Here is a 14,924-nt window from a genome sequence, read left to right as displayed (position 1 = left end):
TTTGGATAATGCGCTCATCTACGCCATTGAAGAAGGAAATTTCAGCCACAGCGGTTTTAATTACACAACTTGGCTCAGCAGTGTATTGGAGAGAATGATTCGAAGAAATTTCAACTGGAATAGGATCGAGTTTGACGGGAACAATGGTTAATTTGTTTGTAGACATAATGGCACCTCCTTTGATTGATACATTTATCGTACCGGAGGTGCCTGATGTTTTATATGCGTTGTTTGATTACGGGCTTACTTTTATTTCAACAAAAAAAGAACACTAATTTACTCAGCGTTCTCCTTATCAACTATTAAATTTAAATAACACCTGAATCCATTGATGGCACTACTCCACCAGGATCTAATGTTGGAGCAGTACCCCCTGGATCTTTACATAATACAGGTGAAGCGCCACCTGGGTCTAAATGACTCTAACGTCCTGCTGTACTCATATTATCCCCTATTTTCATTAACTGTTTTGAAAGACTCCTTTAATAAAGAGATCTAATTCTTTCTTCTCTTTTGATAAGGTTTCATACCTTGAATATAGCCATGAGGTATTTTGATCTTTTTCAGTAATAACTTTTTTTAACTCAAACTTATATTTTTTATAGGCTTCAAAGAAACCCTCGAATTCGCGATGCTCTAAATGAGCTTCTTTATAGATTCTTTTAGCCTCTATATAACTTTGAAAAGACATATTCATATAAGTTAGAGACAATTGATACCTCAAATCAGAATCGTGTTTCTCAAGAACTTTGTAGGATGCCCTAGCATCACTAAAAGCATCGTCTAGCCTTTCTTGTAAATACGAAACATTATAAAGAAATTTTTCGTTTTCTCTCATTTTTATCACCTCCCTCTTTTTAATTATATCAACAATTAGTAGGAAATACCTTTTAATTGTCGAATATTGTAATTGAAATAAGGAGGTGAAACTAGTGTCAAGCGTATGGATGTATAACAATAATGTAAATACCGCAATAGTTACTGTAGATGAAAATGAATACCTGGTTTATTATAAGACCGTCAGCTCTTTAATTCCTAAACTTGTTGAAGAAATTCAAACGGGCAAAAGAATTACATATAAAGATGTCAGTGAAGAAATTTCTTCTATCCCTAACAATATGAATTTAGATGAGATGACAAGATATATGATTTCAAGACTACAAACGATGTAATAAATTCAACTTCAAAACTAAAGCAAAGAGTCTAACCTTGTAATACGACTCGTGCTTTAGTTTTTCTTAATGGGGATTTTTATTCAATATTATATATACAAAATAACCTATGGACTTTGCTTTTTCCTCCAATTAAAATAAGAGCACTCTCCTGGAATGCTCTCTAAGGATCTAAGCTATATTAATTGAACTGGCTTATTATTTCTAAACCTGTGATATCTTTCTTCAAACTATTGATATATTTAGATTCATAACTTTTTCTTTTTTGTTTAGAAAAGTTCACACGAACCTTGAAAGGTTGATTTTTATACCAAGTTCCTAAGCTTACCATTAATTCGGAGTAAGAAAATTCACCAGCTTTATAAAGGCTAACAAACAACCTACTTCTTTTTTGAAGAATATAAGTGATATATTCTTTATGTTCATTAGAAAGTTTGTCAGACTTCGCAAGATTTTTTATTATTTTTTCTCTATCATTATGCATAGATTGTATTGCTTTGAAAGGCATTCTGAAGAACATATCAAAGAATATAAAAGTGAGATAAATAGCAGTTAAGAATCCTCTACTGAACGTTAAGATAGTCAAAAAAGTAAATAAAATAAATAAAAATGCTACTAATATTAAGATGATCATAACGTTATCTAGGATGAACATTTGTTACCATCTCCTCTCTTCCAGTTTTCTTTTTTTGTTTCTTCATTATTTTTTTGTTCAAAGCAAAGATATTGTCAAAAGTAATTGTACCCATAAAAATAAAGGTATAAACACAACTCACAATCAGCAAATAACTGTGAACATGCACACTTAAGTCAAATGGCATGTAATATTGAGAGTTAAACACAACTTTCTTTTCAACAAGAGTTAACACTCCTGCTACACCTAATATATTCGATACAATGGTTAAGATACCTGCTAACCAAATTAATATTATAAACCATTTCAGTAAGCTTTGAACTTTAAGTAACCCATAAAAATCGACAAGTAAAGGAGCTAAAAATATAGTATGCGAAATAAATAAATTTCGTGCGTCTGTTGGTATCCCTCCAACATAGTTTACCAAAGCTATTCCTACTAAAAAAATAATAAACTTTACAGTTTTCAAATATTAGACATCCTTTCACTTTCACGATTCTGTCTAATAATATCATAAAATGTAGTTATAAAGGGATTTTTTTCACAATTAAATGGTATAATATCCTAATTAACGCTAATTCTCTTCCAGTTTTTTATACTTTGCTTTTTGTTGTTATTCACTTTTTCTAATTGATTGAATTATTCATTTTAAGTTAGCTTCGAATTTTCATTTCAATCACCTTCTTACATTTGATTTTGACACGTCAGATTCTTTCATATGACGTTTTTATTTACTTTTAATATAAATACATTCAGATGTAAAAAAGACGCTCCTGCAAAACAGGAACGCCCTCTATGAATATTTTCTTGATAATACAAATTTATCATGGATAAAACCTAATATCTTAAAGTGTTTTTAAAATATTTTATTAATCTTTTTAAATTATTTTTAAACACCTTGCTTGAATACAGCGACATTTAGGTTTAATGCCACTCGATAGAAGGCTTTCCATCTAATTTTATCGTACGTAACTGCGCTTATAGGTGGTTGGAATTTATGACAGTATACGTTGTAATCAGTGATGTATTCAGATTCAATGGACATGTACCGTTCTTCAATCAGAAAGCGCTCCAGTTTTGGCAACCGAGCCACTGCTCTTTCCACACGATTGATGAATGCATGTCTCATTTTTCGCTGATCTGCGTTGTAAATAGCAATGGAGCCTGTCTGGTCGCTTGTTTGATTAGTTGGGCCATGAAATCGTTCTTCAGAGCTGGCTGTAATGGAAGCTTCTCTTTCTTCAAACTCTAAGTACTTAAACAGGCGATACTTTTCCAGCTCGTTCTCTACAGCTTGTTGGGTCTCTTTACGGTCAATTTCGGGAAGTACAAACGACATTTGTGTCAATATAACTCCCTCCTATAAAATTACTAAATGCTATCATCTATTTAACTAAAGAAGCATACATTTATTATAATATATCCCACTCCGCCTCATTCTAGGAGAGATATAATTGGAACTATTAATAACCGTGAACATTTACATCAGTTTGAAATTTGCTATTTTCATTTTTGGAAGTGTTCATTTTTTTAAGAAGTCTATTGCTGTTATTATCACTTCAAAAATTAAATCGTAAGAGTTTAAAGATTTTTCTTTAAAAACAATAAAGGATATATTAATTTAATGAGGCCAGGAGGCGCGCGTAAAGTAACTATAAATGCAGCGCGCGTACCTGGAAAAGAAAATTAATATTATATATGTGCTTTCATTAATTTATTTTTAATGAGAAATTTCTTCTAACGCTTCTTTGGCTTCATCTTTAACATCATCCAATGACATCTGACCAGGACTTACATTCACATTGCCACCCTGATCCACTTGATACTCCACACCTTCATGCTCTTCATAAAACTCATCAATACTCATCTGCGATTCAACAATATTCAACGTAACGTCTGATCCTGCTCGTTTGTAGAAATTAAACGACTGCTCGGCTGACGTATCACCTTTGACAATGAACTCAAGCGTTGTTTTCTTATTATCTTTCGTTGTTTTGCTAAACTCACAAGTAAGCTTTTGATCTACACCTTCAATTTCTAGTTCAACTACCTCACGAGTAAGCTGGTTAAGCTCCTGTTTCTTCTCGTCTTCCCCTTTCACATAAAACTGGACGAGCTCTTTCTTGCTATCCTTAGTCTGCTTGTTGAAATTTGCTTTAACAGTTACTTGCATCCTTCATCTCTCCCTTTTCTCCAAATGTCATTAGAACGCCAACCCCATAACCGTGCTCTTTAATATCACTCGCTTGCACCCATCCACGACTTTCGTGATCACGTATCAACTTATTTAACTGCGGCTCTGTCAGTGAGTAGACAATCTTTTTAAGCTGCCTTCTGTTCATGATGTCACCTTAGCTAGTACTTCTCGTTGATAACGAGTTAATGACAATTCTTGATGATGTAGGTGCCACGCAATCCTCGCTAAAATATAGGCATCAACTACGTTATCACTTGCATGCTTAAAGCTGAAATGTTGCTCAACGGCTGTCATGACTGCTTTTTTCTTTTCCTTACCAGTGAGCCGTTTTTTACTCCCTTCTTCTCCTATCCATCCGGTAACGTTCACAAACTTCTTTAAAGCATTTGGCGCTATTTCGTGATACTTTAACTTTCGCTTATACAACTCGTTTCGTATCCCGTGATGTAGCCCCCCAGCAAACATCGCTTTTTGTGTATCAAATGGAAAACCTTCAACGCAAATGTTGTCACCGGACTGTAAGTGTAGATTAATTTCGTGAAGCAGTGTGACCATTCTTTTGGGATCTTGAGAACCTACACCTGTTAGCTCCTTCGCTTTTAAAACCTGACCATATTCGTCTAACGCAACAAAACCTGTTTTAGTTGATGGATCAATCCCCACAAACCTCATTAAACCATCACCGTCCTAACGACTTTTGCTGCGTATTCCAAGCCTTGAACCTTACCTTTATAAAATGCCTGCTGTTCTGCAGGAAGCTTGTCTATAATTTCATGAATCTCAGAAGCTTTTGTTTCAAAGTCATCTACGACTCTATCAATTTCTTTTGAATCAATCGCCATTCACTCGTCCTCCTGCATCTGTTTACCAAACTTACATTTAACCGTAATGTGAATGTGCTCTAACTCTGAAAGAGTTAACTCATACAACTGCTTCCCTTCAGTCGTTTTAAAGTAGCCAAACTTCACGAGCTCATTAATCAAAAAGTCTCGTCTCTTTTGAACAGCTAGATTTAAAACTGCCATGACATCACCTTCATTTCCCTGTATTTTTTCGTGATAAATCTAATATTTTGTTTTGCTCTTTCAAGTACAATAGCTCTACTACACCAGTTGGACCATTACGCTGCTTAGCAATATCAATTTCCAAGATGTTTCGTTTATCACTATCCTTGTCGTAGTACTCATCGCGGTAAAGAAAGCCAATTACATCTGCATCTTGTTCAATGCTGCCTGATTCTCGTAAGTCGGACATCATTGGACGCTTATTTGCTCGGCTCTCTACCCCACGAGACAGCTGAGCCAATGTAATGACCGGCACTTTAAATTCCTTTGCCATAGCTTTAAGCGCTGCTGAAATCTCTGATACTTGCAAATGAGCATTTCCGTTATGATCATGTTGTGGTCGTATGAGCGTTAAATAGTCAATCATAACTAACAGGCTTTTACCTGGATAATCTTTTTGCACTTGCCTGACCTGCGCGCGCATTTCATTGACCGTTTGCCCAGGCTTATCAAAGATTTGCATCTGCATGCGCTCCAAGATGCCGATTGCTTTCACCCAGTTAACGCGGTCTTTATCATCAAAATAGTTGAATGGATTCCGAATTTTGTTACCGTCAATTCCACCAATGGCTGATAACATACGTTTAATTAAGCTATCTGCGCTCATTTCCAGTGAAAAAACACATGGTATAGTTCCTTTCAAACCAGCGTTTCCTGCAATATTTAACATGAAAGCTGTCTTACCCATACTAGGGCGAGCGCCGATAATGATAGAATCCTCATCTTGCCACCCGTCTGTCATTTCATCTAAATCTTTAAAACCCGAAGGGATACCACTTAATCCTGCTGGAACTGGGGTATCGGGTAACTCGTACAAGTCTGATAACTTTGAAGATAAATCAAAGCGCTCTTTCGTTCCTGTGGTATCAATCTTGTTTAGCTGCTGAATAATGCTTTGAATATCAACATCTTGTGTAGATCCTGATTCAAATGGTTGCAAGACATTTTGAACAGCTCGTTGCTTCCACAGATTTAAAATGACTTCTGCGTAATAGTCGAAATTGGCTGTTGTCGGCACCGCGTTTGTTAGTTGCATCAAGTATGTAACTCCACCGACATTCTCCATTTTTTCATTACCAGCTATGTTTACTAGTGCTACAAAGTCAATAGGCTTCTTCATTTCCGCCAGCTGAAGCATCCAGGAATAGATTTCGCTATTCCTTGGATCATAAAAGTGCTCCGGCTTCACGTTAATTTCTTGCAGAATACTTGGTTGTAGTAAGATACTCCCTAGGAGCGTGCATTCAGCTTCAATACTGTACCTCGTTTCCAAAGTCTGCATAGTAACGCTCATAGAAGTCCTCACCTCTCAATTTACGCATTTTTTCAAGGTGTGCACGGTTTACACGTGATTTTTCTTCCTGTACATAAATCTCAGAAATTGTAGGAGGAAACTTGCACTGCGACACATGTTTCTTAAGCTTGGCAAATGCTTTCTCGTAATCTACTGCTTTAAGCTGTTCAATCCATACCGCAACACGCTGTTCTGTAATATCAAAATGAGGATAAGCTTCTGCTATATAACGTAAGATGTTTATAGTTTCCTTACTGGTCATTCAACTCACTCCATTTCGTATTTCTTAGCAATCTCATCCAACGCATCTAAATTGCTCGCTTTCTTTTTTTCTTTGTGATAGCGATCTAGTACACCTTTTTCGACATATTCGAACTTGGCGATATAATCTAATCGATGTTTCGGCTTATATTCGTCAAAAATTTTATCGATTAAGAATAAAACCTTGTCTACAGGAATATGATCTTCTAACAATCTATAAATAGCTGCTTCATCCATCTTCGATAAGACGAGTCCTTTTGCTCTTCGTTGAATAAATTTATCTGCGATTTTTTGAAAATCACTACTGTTTATCATGAGCACTTCCTCTTCTTCTTTTTTTATATCTTTTATATCTTTATTACATAGACCATTTTTTGTCTGTCTCTCGGTAAAATTTTGTCTATCTCTTGTTTCAGATAGGTCGTTTTTTACCTTTCTCTCATTAAGAGATAGACCATTTCTTGCCTGTCTCTTTGGCTTGAACTTTTTCGAGTTTTTCACATAATAAATTTCTCCGTAAGGTGCACGTTTCGTTTCAATGTATTTGTATTTCTTCAATCGATTCACATGATTCTTCACAGTGCTTTCACTCACACCTAAATCTATTGCAATTTCCGCATGCTTTATCGGCTTCCCTCCAAGAACGATACCCAGCCTTTCATCACCTTCCTGAAACTCTTTGGTTGTCTTTGAGATAAACCAGATAAACTCCCATATTGCAGCACCGATTTGTTCTCTATGCTCTGGTGATAATAGACCTGAGTGGATAGGAAAATAAAAAGGTTCAGGCATCGTCTCACCTCATTTCACTTTACAAATTACTTTATGACCTTCAATTCGAACGGGCTGTAACTCTGGATGACTTCTAGCAACATAGCCTTTAACATATTGGAGATACAGCTTTTTATTACCTTTAGCCATCCATTTATAACAGTGAGGAATTGTAATTGTGTGCTCCATTTACTTACAGAAGCGTTTCTTGCTTAAATTCCTCAAATTCATGTGTTAAATCATCAAAATTTTCTTTTTGAGCAGGCTGTTGTTTCAATTCAAAATCCAATAATTTCAGCAATCCAACAACCTCTTGAAGCGTTAATTCTTTTGGATTCTTTTTCATTTTCGTTTTGATATAATCGCTTGTTTGATTACGATTCCAACCTAACTTCTCTGTTTTGCCGTACACTTCAGTCCATTTTGTTTTTAATTCTTCATCTGGATCAATTACTTCTGTTTCGCCAACTGTAATTTGAGCAGTTGATGGAGTAATATCAACTCGACCAGATTGATAAGAGCTTACTGATTCTGTTGCAGCACTTGTCACCGGCTCGTCTTCTGCAATTTCAATACCATATTGAATTTTAGCTGCACGCTTCATAATGTGTTTTTTGAACATATCTGAGAACCACTGATTCCACATCGTTGAATTTCGACCTTTTTTCATATGTTCTACTTCTGTTGATTCCATCACTACAACCACATCGTCGAATCCTTCTCGCTTTGCGATTGCATATCCCCCAATGATTTTCCCTCGTGGAAATCCAATTTCATGTACAACTTCTTTTTTAGCAGCGTTAAATTTAAACTCATCGTTTTCATGAACGATTTGGGCATCGATTCCTTTATAACCTTCCGTTTTGCGAGCAAGAAATAAGATACCCTCAACCGCAATTTGAATGCTCATTGTTGGTCCGGCTTTTCCGTCATAAACGATGCAGTGTACATGGTTCAAGAAAGGGTTTAATCCAGAGTTAACGCACGTCTGAACAAATAATGAGAATTGCTCATTTGTAGTTCCTTTTGCAATGGTTTGCTTAATTGTATCTAGCTCCGATTGAGTGAAATTCCCTACTACTGCTTGTGTATTAACGTTTGTTACTTGATTTTTACTCATTAATTGCTTCCTCCTTTAGTGAAACACCTATAATCTCAAGCTCTTTATCTACCACTCTAGCAACAATGATTTGTCCAGATGGTTTGGTGAAATTCAAAATACTTTCAGCGTTATCGACAAATGTCGGTGTCACAACCTCTGACTGCTTAGACAGAACCTCAATTAGCTCTAATCCAGCTTTTATCTTTTCAGCCGTAGAAAGCTTGCTATATGGCTTTCCATCCCTTTCAATTTCAAAAGTTGCACGCTCTTCTCCGTTTTTTAATTGCTCATACAGTCGAACAGAAATGGTTGTAAATAAACTATCTATCTTGTGAACCATTAGTTCAGATCGTTTTGTACGGAACGATTTAATTGCATCAATAAGCACAAGCGATTCGTTACGCTCTTTACGGATGCTATGCTGATTTTCTTCAGCAGTCGCAATACTCTCAAGCAGCTCTTTTGTTCGATTTATATCACCTAGTTGATCACGTAAATTATTCAGCTCACCATATATCTTCACAAGGCGTGAAGCTTCTGCAGGATTTTCTTCAACTGGCTCTGGCAGTTCATTTAGCTTTTCATTTACATCTTTAAGCTCCTGCACCAACTTAATGCCTTTGTCAGCTTCAGTGTTATAACGCGCCTGGCGTTGCTGCTTCACCTTAGCTATTGATTTTTCATCCAATGCTTGTCCACACGTAGCACAATGCTCGTCCAGTGTTTCTGTTTTTATTGCTGTTAAAATGTCTTTTTGACGTTGAATTTCACCTTTTAATGATTCGCTTCGAAGCTCTAAACGACTTCTCTCTCTGCTTTGTTGGTGAACATTTATATTACGATTTTCGTATTCCAATAACTCTTTACTCAAAACGTCGATTTTTTCTTTCAATTCATGCTCATTTATATTGTAATCGTTATTACTCACTTGCTCTTTAAGCGTAACCACACGTTCACTCGCTCGCTCTAATGCCTTATCTTGATTTTTAAAGCGATCTCGATGTAACTTTTCAAGGTCATCTAAAGAATGTTTCTTTAATTGAGGCTCCAGTTGACTTTGAGATACACTGGGTAACCCTGCAAGTACTTCTTTATTTAAAGGCTCACTTACATAGCTGAGTAGTTGTTTCCGTTGATCTTGCCAGTGTTGTGTAAAAAAATAGGTTGGATTAAATAACGATAGAAATAATGTTTTATCAAATAACCCTTCAACAATTTCATTAAACCGTGTTGCTTTTTCGGGCACTTCATTCACATAATACTTTGCTGTTTTCTTTTGAATACGGCCAAGGAGAATTTGTTGCTCATCTACTTTCAAGAGCAATTCTACTTTCGTTTCAACCTTATCGTCACAACCAACTGGTCGCGGATCTAGCTTAGTCCCTAATGCATCCGTTCCGTATAAAACATACGTCACTGCATCCCCTATACTGGACTTACCTGCACCGTTTTTGCCTTCAATTTTGGTCATATCATTAAAGTTAACTGTGAGTACATGGTGGTTCTTAAAGTTTTCAATGCGCATTTCTAGAAAAGAAATATTCATGTGCTACCTCCATTTGCTTTTTAAGAACAATTGCTGTACTCTGAAATTGTCTAAGTTTCGGAGCAGCATTGCCTGCTTTGTGCCTTACTTTATTGAGTAAGGCATTTTTATTTTGCTACAACCTTTTCTATACCTAGAGCCTTAAAAAACTCTTCAACTTCCTTCGTTACAACTTCAGCCAGAATAAATTCCTCATCCGCCTGAAAAATCTCTTCTCCTACAAATACTTCATTACCAGCTGCATCAATTCCATATATCTGTGGATCTTTTTCAACATCAGTGACTATTGGATTCTCTACCTGTTGCATCGCTTCACCTCCCTTCAATCATGTGGGTGCTCAAGCATATAACCAACTGTGATAATCTCTCTTAGATCCGTACTGTACTCAATGCTATCCAATTTAATGTGAGTGTCACCATCAGCCACGTAGGACAGAATTTCTTTGCTAATTGTCAACTTCATCACCTCCCTTCGGTTAACTTCTTATCACTTTTGATATAACGAAATACAATATCCACATTGAACCCTTTACGCTTCATATCAGCTACAATTTTTCTATACGTTTTGATACTTGTGCTTTCATGTTGTTACTCCTTGTGAATTTTTTAGTATAATCTTCCTATGAAGGAGGTGAATAGTATGAATCTATCTATTTATTTGAGACTTCAGATAGCATCTATATTTGGAAAAGTAAAAATTAAACCTACATACAAGCACCTACAATACATGGCTGATTATAATTTTATAAGCCCTCTCAATGATCATTGGGTTGAAATTAATGGTTTTCCACTCCCAACTCATAGTGATTTTTACATCATTACTACCGACGGTAAAAAAGCTCTTTGGGAAAAAGGAAATCTTTTAGTAACAAGAATAATTTCAGTTTTTGCATTACTAACCAGTTTAGTTTCTTTACTAATTAATTACTTATCAAAATAATAAGCACCGTAAATATTGACACGATTAAAGCAAATGATGCGATACCGAGATTAATTAAATTTTGCTTCAAAAGGTTATTCCACTTTTCTGTTTCCTCACTTGTTGTCTTCTCAACTTTTGAGGATTTTTTTTGCTTGTGATTAATCATTAACTCCCCTCCTGTTGAATTTTTACGGTTATCCCTCCAACAGTCATTTCAAAAATTTTAATTTCTTTCCCATACTTTCTTGAAAGAGCTCTCTCAACAATGGGTCTTATTTTTCTAATTTTTTCTTCTGTCATTTGAAATGCACTAAGATCCATAAGTTATCACCTCGATAAAGCATATGTGGAAGGAGTGACAGGACAAATCATAAAATTAGATGCTAACGGCGATTACTTTAAAAAGTAGAATCACCGTTAGTCAGTCTACTTAAAGTAGAATCACCACTAAAAAAAATAAAATCATAACTGAACCCCAATATTTCGCTAATTAATTTTGCTTCTCCTATTGTTACATCATCAGGGTTCTTTTCCATGTTACTGTAAGTTTGCACATGGACACCTAGCTTTTTTGCGACTTCTTTTTGAGTGAGACCTTTAAGCAATCTTGCTTGTTTTAAAGTGAATTTCAACTTTATCACCTCACTTATTTTCCTTCACAACCACATAATAATCTACCTAAAGTAGAATGTCAACTAATTAAAAAACATTAAATTCTACAATAAGTTCTCTGTTTTTTCTATAAAAGTAGAATTTTTTCTACTTTTGATTGAATGTTTTCTACTTTTGGTATAATATATTGTATATAAATTAGGTCGGAGGTAATAAAAATGAGCATAGGGAAAAATATTAAGAAATTAAGAGAACTACATAACTTATCCCAAAAAGAATTAGCAGAAATAGCTGGTGTTTCTGATAAAGCTGTATCAACTTGGGAAAATGAAGTTAAAGATCCTAGAATGGGTGCTATTCAAAAAATCGCAGATCATTTTGGAATTTTAAAAAGTGATATTATCGAAGATAAAATGGATGTTTTATCAAAGAAACCACACGCACCTAAAAATATTGAAGGTCATTCAGTAAGAATGCCTTTATTAGGATCTATTGCGGCTGGTTTGCCTTTAGATATGGCTCCAATTCAAGAATGGGTTAATGTTCCAGTAGAAGTAGCAGAAAGATATCCTAATGCTTTTTTAGTAACAGTTAATGGTGATAGTATGAATAAACTCATTCCTCCTAATGTCTTAGCTTTAATTGATCCTACTCAAGAAGTCCGTAATGGTGATGTGGCAGCTGTGGCAGTAAATGGCTATGATGCAACACTAAAAAGATTTTTTAAGTTCCAAAACGGTATTACTCTTGAGCCGGAAAGTTTCAATCCAAAACACAAAACCCAATACTATGATGCCAAAACGCAAGAACATACGCCTATTCATATTAAAGGGAAATTAGTTTGGTACATGCCACCCCTTGATATTAAATTCTAGGAGGATGCTCCATGAAATGTATTGTCTATGTAAGGGTATCAACTGATGAACAAGCCAAACACGGTTTTTCAATTGCTGCTCAAATTGAAAAGCTAGAAGCATATTGCATATCTCAAGGTTGGGAGTTAGTAGATAAGTACATTGATGAAGGTTATTCAGCTAAAGATTTGCAACGACCTGCTTTTGAAAAAATGATGGACACATTGAAGCAAGGAAATATTGATGTTTTATTAGTTTATCGCTTAGATCGGCTGACACGCTCTGTTATGGACTTATATAAAATCTTAAAGATACTCGATGATAATAACTGTATGTTCAAAAGTGCTACTGAAGTATATGACACAACAAATGCTATGGGACGTTTATTTATAACACTAGTAGCAGCTATCGCTCAATGGGAACGTGAAAATTTAGGTGAACGTGTACGTTTAGGTATGGAGAAAAAAACAAAGCTTGGTATGTGGAAAGGCGGCATGGCTCCTTACGGATATAAAATCGTTGAAAAGAAATTAGTCGTTAATGATAAAGAAAAAGCAGTTGTACAAGAAATTTTCAAACAAACAACAACCTTTGGCTTTTATACGTTGGCTAAACATTTAACAAACAAAGGCTTTTCAACTCGTAAAGGTGGAGAATGGCATGTAGACTCAGTAAGAGATATTGCCAACAATCCCGTTTACGCCGGATACTTAACCTTTAATCAAAACTCCAAAGACTATAAAAAACCACCCAGAGAGCAAACTCTATATGAAGGCAGTCATGAACCGATTATTTCTAAAGAAGAATTTTGGGCTTTACAAGATCTACTGGACAAAAGAAGAAATGGTGGAGGAAAAAAGCACACTAGTAATTATTATTTCTCAACCCTACTAAAATGCGCACGATGCGGTCATTCTCTTTCGGGTCATAAATCAGCTGGTAAAAAGACATACAGATGCTCTGGAAAAAAAGCCGGCAAGAATTGTACTAGTCATATTATTTTAGAAGATAACTTAACAAAAACAATTTTTAGCATGTTTGATAAACTGGTTGGAAATATATATAATTCGACTGATTCATCTAATTACTCAGATGAAAAAATCAATGAATTGACTAATGAATTGAAAAATCTTGAAAAACTTTTAGATAAACAAAAGAAGATGTACGAAAATGATATTATCGACATTGACGAGTTGATAAAAAAATCTAACCAACTTAGAGAACGAGAAAAAGAGATCAATAAAGAATTGAAAAGTATAAATCGAAGTAGCAAAACTGCCAATGAAGAAACAAAATATATTATCTCTAACATCGATACTGTATGGGAATACTCTACTGATCATGAACGAAAGCAGTTAATGAATAGCATTTTTACGCAAATCGTTATTGATACCAAAGAAGAATATAAAAGAGGAACAGGAAAACCTAGAGAAATCATTATTGTATCAGCGAAATGATTATATGTCTTTTATGGGCGGCGGTACTCTAATTCCCTGGGCATTGATCCCCGCTGCGGCTATCTGTGGTGTGAGTCCGTTTGAGCTAGCGCGCAGAAACTTAAAGCCCGTGGCAATTGGATTAGTTGTCACGACCGTCGTAGCAATGTTTCTTATTTAAATTTTACATTTTTTATAAAGCATGAGTAATACAGTTAAATTTGGATACGATAAAAATCCTGGTCTAATAATCTAGACCAGGATTTTTTCATCCCATATATTGCTTTGAATCCATTGGAGCAGTTGGTGTTAAATAAGCTTTTACTAACGTATAAAACAGCAAACCCACTGTCAGCCAAAAACCACCTAGTAAGTAGCCACCCAAAACATCTGTCATATAGTGCTCAGCTAATAGGAAACGACTGACACCAATGAATAAAATCAGTAAACTAAAAACGATAATTGAAGCCTTTCTAACCGTCTCATTCTTCACATAAAAAATAATAAAAAACAATAAAAACCCATAAAGCATCAAACCCAGCATGGCATGACCACTTGGAAAGCTGTATCCCTCTACTCCCAATGTCGGACGTAGTCGTTCAATCCATGCTTTTACGGCGTTGTTCAGTAAATAACCGCTTAAAACAAAAGCCAGTACAGTCACAGCACCTACAGTGTCACGCTTGTTGAAACCTAATACTCCAACAAGTAAAAGGGATAGAATAATAATCATTGGCTTTGAAGCAAAAAATGAAGTAACTTCTAAAATTCGAATCACCAGCTCATGATTATGTATGTTTGTAGCAATGGTTAGAAAGAACGCATCTATGCCGTGCACCGGTCCATTAATTGTCATAACGACACCTATAAACATCCCCATCAGTGCAAGTAATAATAAAAGAATAAATCGATATTTCATACGCCACTTCCTCATGTATAAATTTATCTCCTTCTATTATTCATCGAACAAAAGCAAATGTGCAATCAATTTTTATTGGGAACGCTTCATTTGTTTTCATTTTCATCAAATATTGATATAATATAAAATGTCAAATAATT

24 protein-coding genes and 1 pseudogene are annotated in these 14,924 nt (G+C 35.3%); 5 read left to right on the top strand and 20 right to left on the bottom strand.

Translation table 11 applies throughout. From position 1 onward, the window contains the following. Positions 1-460 precede the first annotated feature (460 nt). Positions 461-838 (bottom strand): hypothetical protein, encoded by a 378-nt coding sequence (locus tag A2U94_RS21785; RefSeq protein WP_025907756.1) that lies wholly within the window; start codon positions 836-838, stop codon positions 461-463. A 94-nt stretch (positions 839-932) separates the two neighbouring features. Here A2U94_RS21785 and A2U94_RS07660 point away from each other — a divergent pair, with 94 nt between their 5' ends. Beyond that, positions 933-1,172 (top strand): hypothetical protein, encoded by a 240-nt coding sequence (locus A2U94_RS07660; RefSeq protein ID WP_025907757.1) that lies wholly within the window; start codon positions 933-935, stop codon positions 1,170-1,172. Positions 1,173-1,353: 181 nt separating this feature from the next. On the opposite strand, the gene A2U94_RS07655 is transcribed toward A2U94_RS07660, so the two are convergent. The 15 genes from A2U94_RS07655 to A2U94_RS22085 form a co-directional block, all read right to left on the bottom strand. Continuing rightward, positions 1,354-1,827 carry a hypothetical protein gene (locus A2U94_RS07655; RefSeq protein ID WP_025907758.1) on the bottom strand — a complete coding sequence of 158 codons (474 nt, stop codon included), beginning with the start codon at positions 1,825-1,827 and terminating at the stop codon, positions 1,354-1,356. After that, entirely contained in the window at positions 1,811-2,275 is a 465-nt protein-coding gene (locus tag A2U94_RS07650) for a hypothetical protein (RefSeq protein ID WP_025907759.1), read from the bottom strand. The genes A2U94_RS07655 and A2U94_RS07650 overlap by 17 nt, the downstream gene beginning before the upstream one ends. 420 nt (positions 2,276-2,695) lie before the next feature. Beyond that, on the bottom strand, positions 2,696-3,145 hold the full coding sequence (locus A2U94_RS07645; protein WP_025907760.1) for an ArpU family phage packaging/lysis transcriptional regulator: 450 nt from the start codon (positions 3,143-3,145) through the stop codon (positions 2,696-2,698). A gap of 381 nt (positions 3,146-3,526) precedes the next feature. Further along, entirely contained in the window at positions 3,527-3,979 is a 453-nt protein-coding gene (locus A2U94_RS07640) for a hypothetical protein (RefSeq protein ID WP_025907761.1), read from the bottom strand. Further along, positions 3,963-4,148: a hypothetical protein gene (locus A2U94_RS07635; protein WP_025907762.1), complete on the bottom strand. Its 186-nt coding sequence runs from the start codon at positions 4,146-4,148 to the stop codon at positions 3,963-3,965. Before A2U94_RS07635 ends, A2U94_RS07640 begins: the two co-directional genes overlap by 17 nt. Next, positions 4,145-4,675 carry a hypothetical protein gene (locus A2U94_RS07630; protein WP_025907763.1) on the bottom strand — a complete coding sequence of 177 codons (531 nt, stop codon included), beginning with the start codon at positions 4,673-4,675 and terminating at the stop codon, positions 4,145-4,147. Before A2U94_RS07630 ends, A2U94_RS07635 begins: the two co-directional genes overlap by 4 nt. Further along, positions 4,675-4,845: a hypothetical protein gene (locus tag A2U94_RS21110; RefSeq protein ID WP_153301201.1), complete on the bottom strand. Its 171-nt coding sequence runs from the start codon at positions 4,843-4,845 to the stop codon at positions 4,675-4,677. Before A2U94_RS21110 ends, A2U94_RS07630 begins: the two co-directional genes overlap by 1 nt. Next, positions 4,846-5,028 (bottom strand): Fur-regulated basic protein FbpA, encoded by a 183-nt coding sequence (locus A2U94_RS07625; RefSeq protein WP_025907764.1) that lies wholly within the window; start codon positions 5,026-5,028, stop codon positions 4,846-4,848. Between the two features lie 10 nt (positions 5,029-5,038). Continuing rightward, positions 5,039-6,361 carry a replicative DNA helicase gene (dnaB, locus tag A2U94_RS07620; protein ID WP_051567054.1) on the bottom strand — a complete coding sequence of 441 codons (1,323 nt, stop codon included), beginning with the start codon at positions 6,359-6,361 and terminating at the stop codon, positions 5,039-5,041. Then, positions 6,318-6,623, bottom strand: a complete 306-nt coding sequence (locus A2U94_RS07615) for a replicative helicase loader/inhibitor (protein ID WP_025907766.1) — start codon at positions 6,621-6,623, stop codon at positions 6,318-6,320. The genes dnaB and A2U94_RS07615 overlap by 44 nt, the downstream gene beginning before the upstream one ends. Before the next feature lie 5 nt (positions 6,624-6,628). Further along, on the bottom strand, positions 6,629-7,414 hold the full coding sequence (locus tag A2U94_RS07610; RefSeq protein ID WP_025907767.1) for a helix-turn-helix domain-containing protein: 786 nt from the start codon (positions 7,412-7,414) through the stop codon (positions 6,629-6,631). A 172-nt stretch (positions 7,415-7,586) separates the two neighbouring features. Continuing rightward, positions 7,587-8,513, bottom strand: coding sequence for a RecT family recombinase (locus A2U94_RS07605; protein ID WP_025907768.1), 927 nt, complete (start codon positions 8,511-8,513; stop codon positions 7,587-7,589). Then, positions 8,506-10,041 (bottom strand): AAA family ATPase, encoded by a 1,536-nt coding sequence (locus A2U94_RS07600; protein WP_025907769.1) that lies wholly within the window; start codon positions 10,039-10,041, stop codon positions 8,506-8,508. The genes A2U94_RS07605 and A2U94_RS07600 overlap by 8 nt, the downstream gene beginning before the upstream one ends. 107 nt (positions 10,042-10,148) lie before the next feature. Beyond that, positions 10,149-10,349: a YqaI family protein gene (locus A2U94_RS07595; RefSeq protein ID WP_025907770.1), complete on the bottom strand. Its 201-nt coding sequence runs from the start codon at positions 10,347-10,349 to the stop codon at positions 10,149-10,151. A 14-nt stretch (positions 10,350-10,363) separates the two neighbouring features. Beyond that, positions 10,364-10,498: a hypothetical protein gene (locus A2U94_RS22085; protein WP_257788891.1), complete on the bottom strand. Its 135-nt coding sequence runs from the start codon at positions 10,496-10,498 to the stop codon at positions 10,364-10,366. A 183-nt stretch (positions 10,499-10,681) separates the two neighbouring features. Here A2U94_RS22085 and A2U94_RS07590 point away from each other — a divergent pair, with 183 nt between their 5' ends. Continuing rightward, on the top strand, positions 10,682-10,981 hold the full coding sequence (locus A2U94_RS07590; RefSeq protein ID WP_025907771.1) for a hypothetical protein: 300 nt from the start codon (positions 10,682-10,684) through the stop codon (positions 10,979-10,981). Here A2U94_RS07590 and A2U94_RS21105 read toward each other — a convergent pair. From A2U94_RS21105 to A2U94_RS07585, 3 genes are all read right to left on the bottom strand, one after another. After that, positions 10,962-11,129 carry a hypothetical protein gene (locus tag A2U94_RS21105; RefSeq protein ID WP_156413450.1) on the bottom strand — a complete coding sequence of 56 codons (168 nt, stop codon included), beginning with the start codon at positions 11,127-11,129 and terminating at the stop codon, positions 10,962-10,964. The two genes, A2U94_RS07590 and A2U94_RS21105, sit on opposite strands and share 20 nt — an antisense overlap. Next, on the bottom strand, positions 11,129-11,284 hold the full coding sequence (locus A2U94_RS21475) for a hypothetical protein (RefSeq protein ID WP_197414232.1): 156 nt from the start codon (positions 11,282-11,284) through the stop codon (positions 11,129-11,131). Before A2U94_RS21475 ends, A2U94_RS21105 begins: the two co-directional genes overlap by 1 nt. A 77-nt stretch (positions 11,285-11,361) precedes the next feature. After that, on the bottom strand, positions 11,362-11,604 hold the full coding sequence (locus A2U94_RS07585; RefSeq protein ID WP_309599123.1) for a helix-turn-helix transcriptional regulator: 243 nt from the start codon (positions 11,602-11,604) through the stop codon (positions 11,362-11,364). A gap of 189 nt (positions 11,605-11,793) precedes the next feature. Between A2U94_RS07585 and A2U94_RS07580 the strand changes: the two genes are divergently transcribed. The 3 genes and pseudogenes from A2U94_RS07580 to A2U94_RS22300 all read left to right on the top strand — a co-directional run. Continuing rightward, positions 11,794-12,450 (top strand): XRE family transcriptional regulator, encoded by a 657-nt coding sequence (locus A2U94_RS07580; RefSeq protein ID WP_025907773.1) that lies wholly within the window; start codon positions 11,794-11,796, stop codon positions 12,448-12,450. An 11-nt stretch (positions 12,451-12,461) separates the two neighbouring features. Beyond that, positions 12,462-13,886 carry a recombinase family protein gene (locus A2U94_RS07575; protein WP_025907774.1) on the top strand — a complete coding sequence of 475 codons (1,425 nt, stop codon included), beginning with the start codon at positions 12,462-12,464 and terminating at the stop codon, positions 13,884-13,886. 10 nt (positions 13,887-13,896) lie between these two features. Then, a pseudogene (locus A2U94_RS22300) lies at positions 13,897-14,046 on the top strand (hypothetical protein); the annotation flags it as partial. A gap of 87 nt (positions 14,047-14,133) precedes the next feature. Here the strand turns inward: A2U94_RS22300 and A2U94_RS07570 are convergent. Beyond that, positions 14,134-14,799 (bottom strand): phosphatase PAP2 family protein, encoded by a 666-nt coding sequence (locus A2U94_RS07570; RefSeq protein WP_062954501.1) that lies wholly within the window; start codon positions 14,797-14,799, stop codon positions 14,134-14,136. Positions 14,800-14,924 lie beyond the last annotated feature (125 nt).

It is taken from the genome of Bacillus sp. VT 712 (assembly GCF_001614195.1).
Classification (GTDB): domain Bacteria; phylum Bacillota; class Bacilli; order Bacillales; family Bacillaceae_H; genus Priestia; species Priestia flexa.
The sequence above is the reverse complement of the archived record's forward strand: the minus strand, read 5'-3'. Positions and strand labels throughout refer to the sequence as shown.

Excerpts from the sequence above, each read along its gene's own strand:
- A2U94_RS21785 (WP_025907756.1), bottom strand. The coding sequence starts at position 838 with ATGAGAGAAAACGAAAAATTTCTTTATAATGTTTCGTATTTACAAGAA.
- A2U94_RS07655 (WP_025907758.1), bottom strand. The coding sequence starts at position 1,827 with ATGTTCATCCTAGATAACGTTATGATCATCTTAATATTAGTAGCATTT.
- A2U94_RS07645 (WP_025907760.1), bottom strand. The coding sequence starts at position 3,145 with ATGTCGTTTGTACTTCCCGAAATTGACCGTAAAGAGACCCAACAAGCT.
- A2U94_RS07640 (WP_025907761.1), bottom strand. The coding sequence starts at position 3,979 with ATGCAAGTAACTGTTAAAGCAAATTTCAACAAGCAGACTAAGGATAGC.
- A2U94_RS07635 (WP_025907762.1), bottom strand. The coding sequence starts at position 4,148 with ATGAACAGAAGGCAGCTTAAAAAGATTGTCTACTCACTGACAGAGCCG.
- A2U94_RS07630 (WP_025907763.1), bottom strand. The coding sequence starts at position 4,675 with ATGAGGTTTGTGGGGATTGATCCATCAACTAAAACAGGTTTTGTTGCG.
- A2U94_RS21110 (WP_153301201.1), bottom strand. The coding sequence starts at position 4,845 with ATGGCGATTGATTCAAAAGAAATTGATAGAGTCGTAGATGACTTTGAA.
- A2U94_RS07625 (WP_025907764.1), bottom strand. The coding sequence starts at position 5,028 with ATGGCAGTTTTAAATCTAGCTGTTCAAAAGAGACGAGACTTTTTGATT.
- dnaB (WP_051567054.1), bottom strand. The coding sequence starts at position 6,361 with ATGAGCGTTACTATGCAGACTTTGGAAACGAGGTACAGTATTGAAGCT.
- A2U94_RS07615 (WP_025907766.1), bottom strand. The coding sequence starts at position 6,623 with ATGACCAGTAAGGAAACTATAAACATCTTACGTTATATAGCAGAAGCT.
- A2U94_RS07610 (WP_025907767.1), bottom strand. The coding sequence starts at position 7,414 with ATGCCTGAACCTTTTTATTTTCCTATCCACTCAGGTCTATTATCACCA.
- A2U94_RS07605 (WP_025907768.1), bottom strand. The coding sequence starts at position 8,513 with ATGAGTAAAAATCAAGTAACAAACGTTAATACACAAGCAGTAGTAGGG.
- A2U94_RS07600 (WP_025907769.1), bottom strand. The coding sequence starts at position 10,041 with ATGAATATTTCTTTTCTAGAAATGCGCATTGAAAACTTTAAGAACCAC.
- A2U94_RS07595 (WP_025907770.1), bottom strand. The coding sequence starts at position 10,349 with ATGCAACAGGTAGAGAATCCAATAGTCACTGATGTTGAAAAAGATCCA.
- A2U94_RS07590 (WP_025907771.1), top strand. The coding sequence starts at position 10,682 with ATGAATCTATCTATTTATTTGAGACTTCAGATAGCATCTATATTTGGA.
- A2U94_RS21105 (WP_156413450.1), bottom strand. The coding sequence starts at position 11,129 with ATGATTAATCACAAGCAAAAAAAATCCTCAAAAGTTGAGAAGACAACA.
- A2U94_RS21475 (WP_197414232.1), bottom strand. The coding sequence starts at position 11,284 with ATGGATCTTAGTGCATTTCAAATGACAGAAGAAAAAATTAGAAAAATA.
- A2U94_RS07580 (WP_025907773.1), top strand. The coding sequence starts at position 11,794 with ATGAGCATAGGGAAAAATATTAAGAAATTAAGAGAACTACATAACTTA.
- A2U94_RS07575 (WP_025907774.1), top strand. The coding sequence starts at position 12,462 with ATGAAATGTATTGTCTATGTAAGGGTATCAACTGATGAACAAGCCAAA.
- A2U94_RS07570 (WP_062954501.1), bottom strand. The coding sequence starts at position 14,799 with ATGAGGAAGTGGCGTATGAAATATCGATTTATTCTTTTATTATTACTT.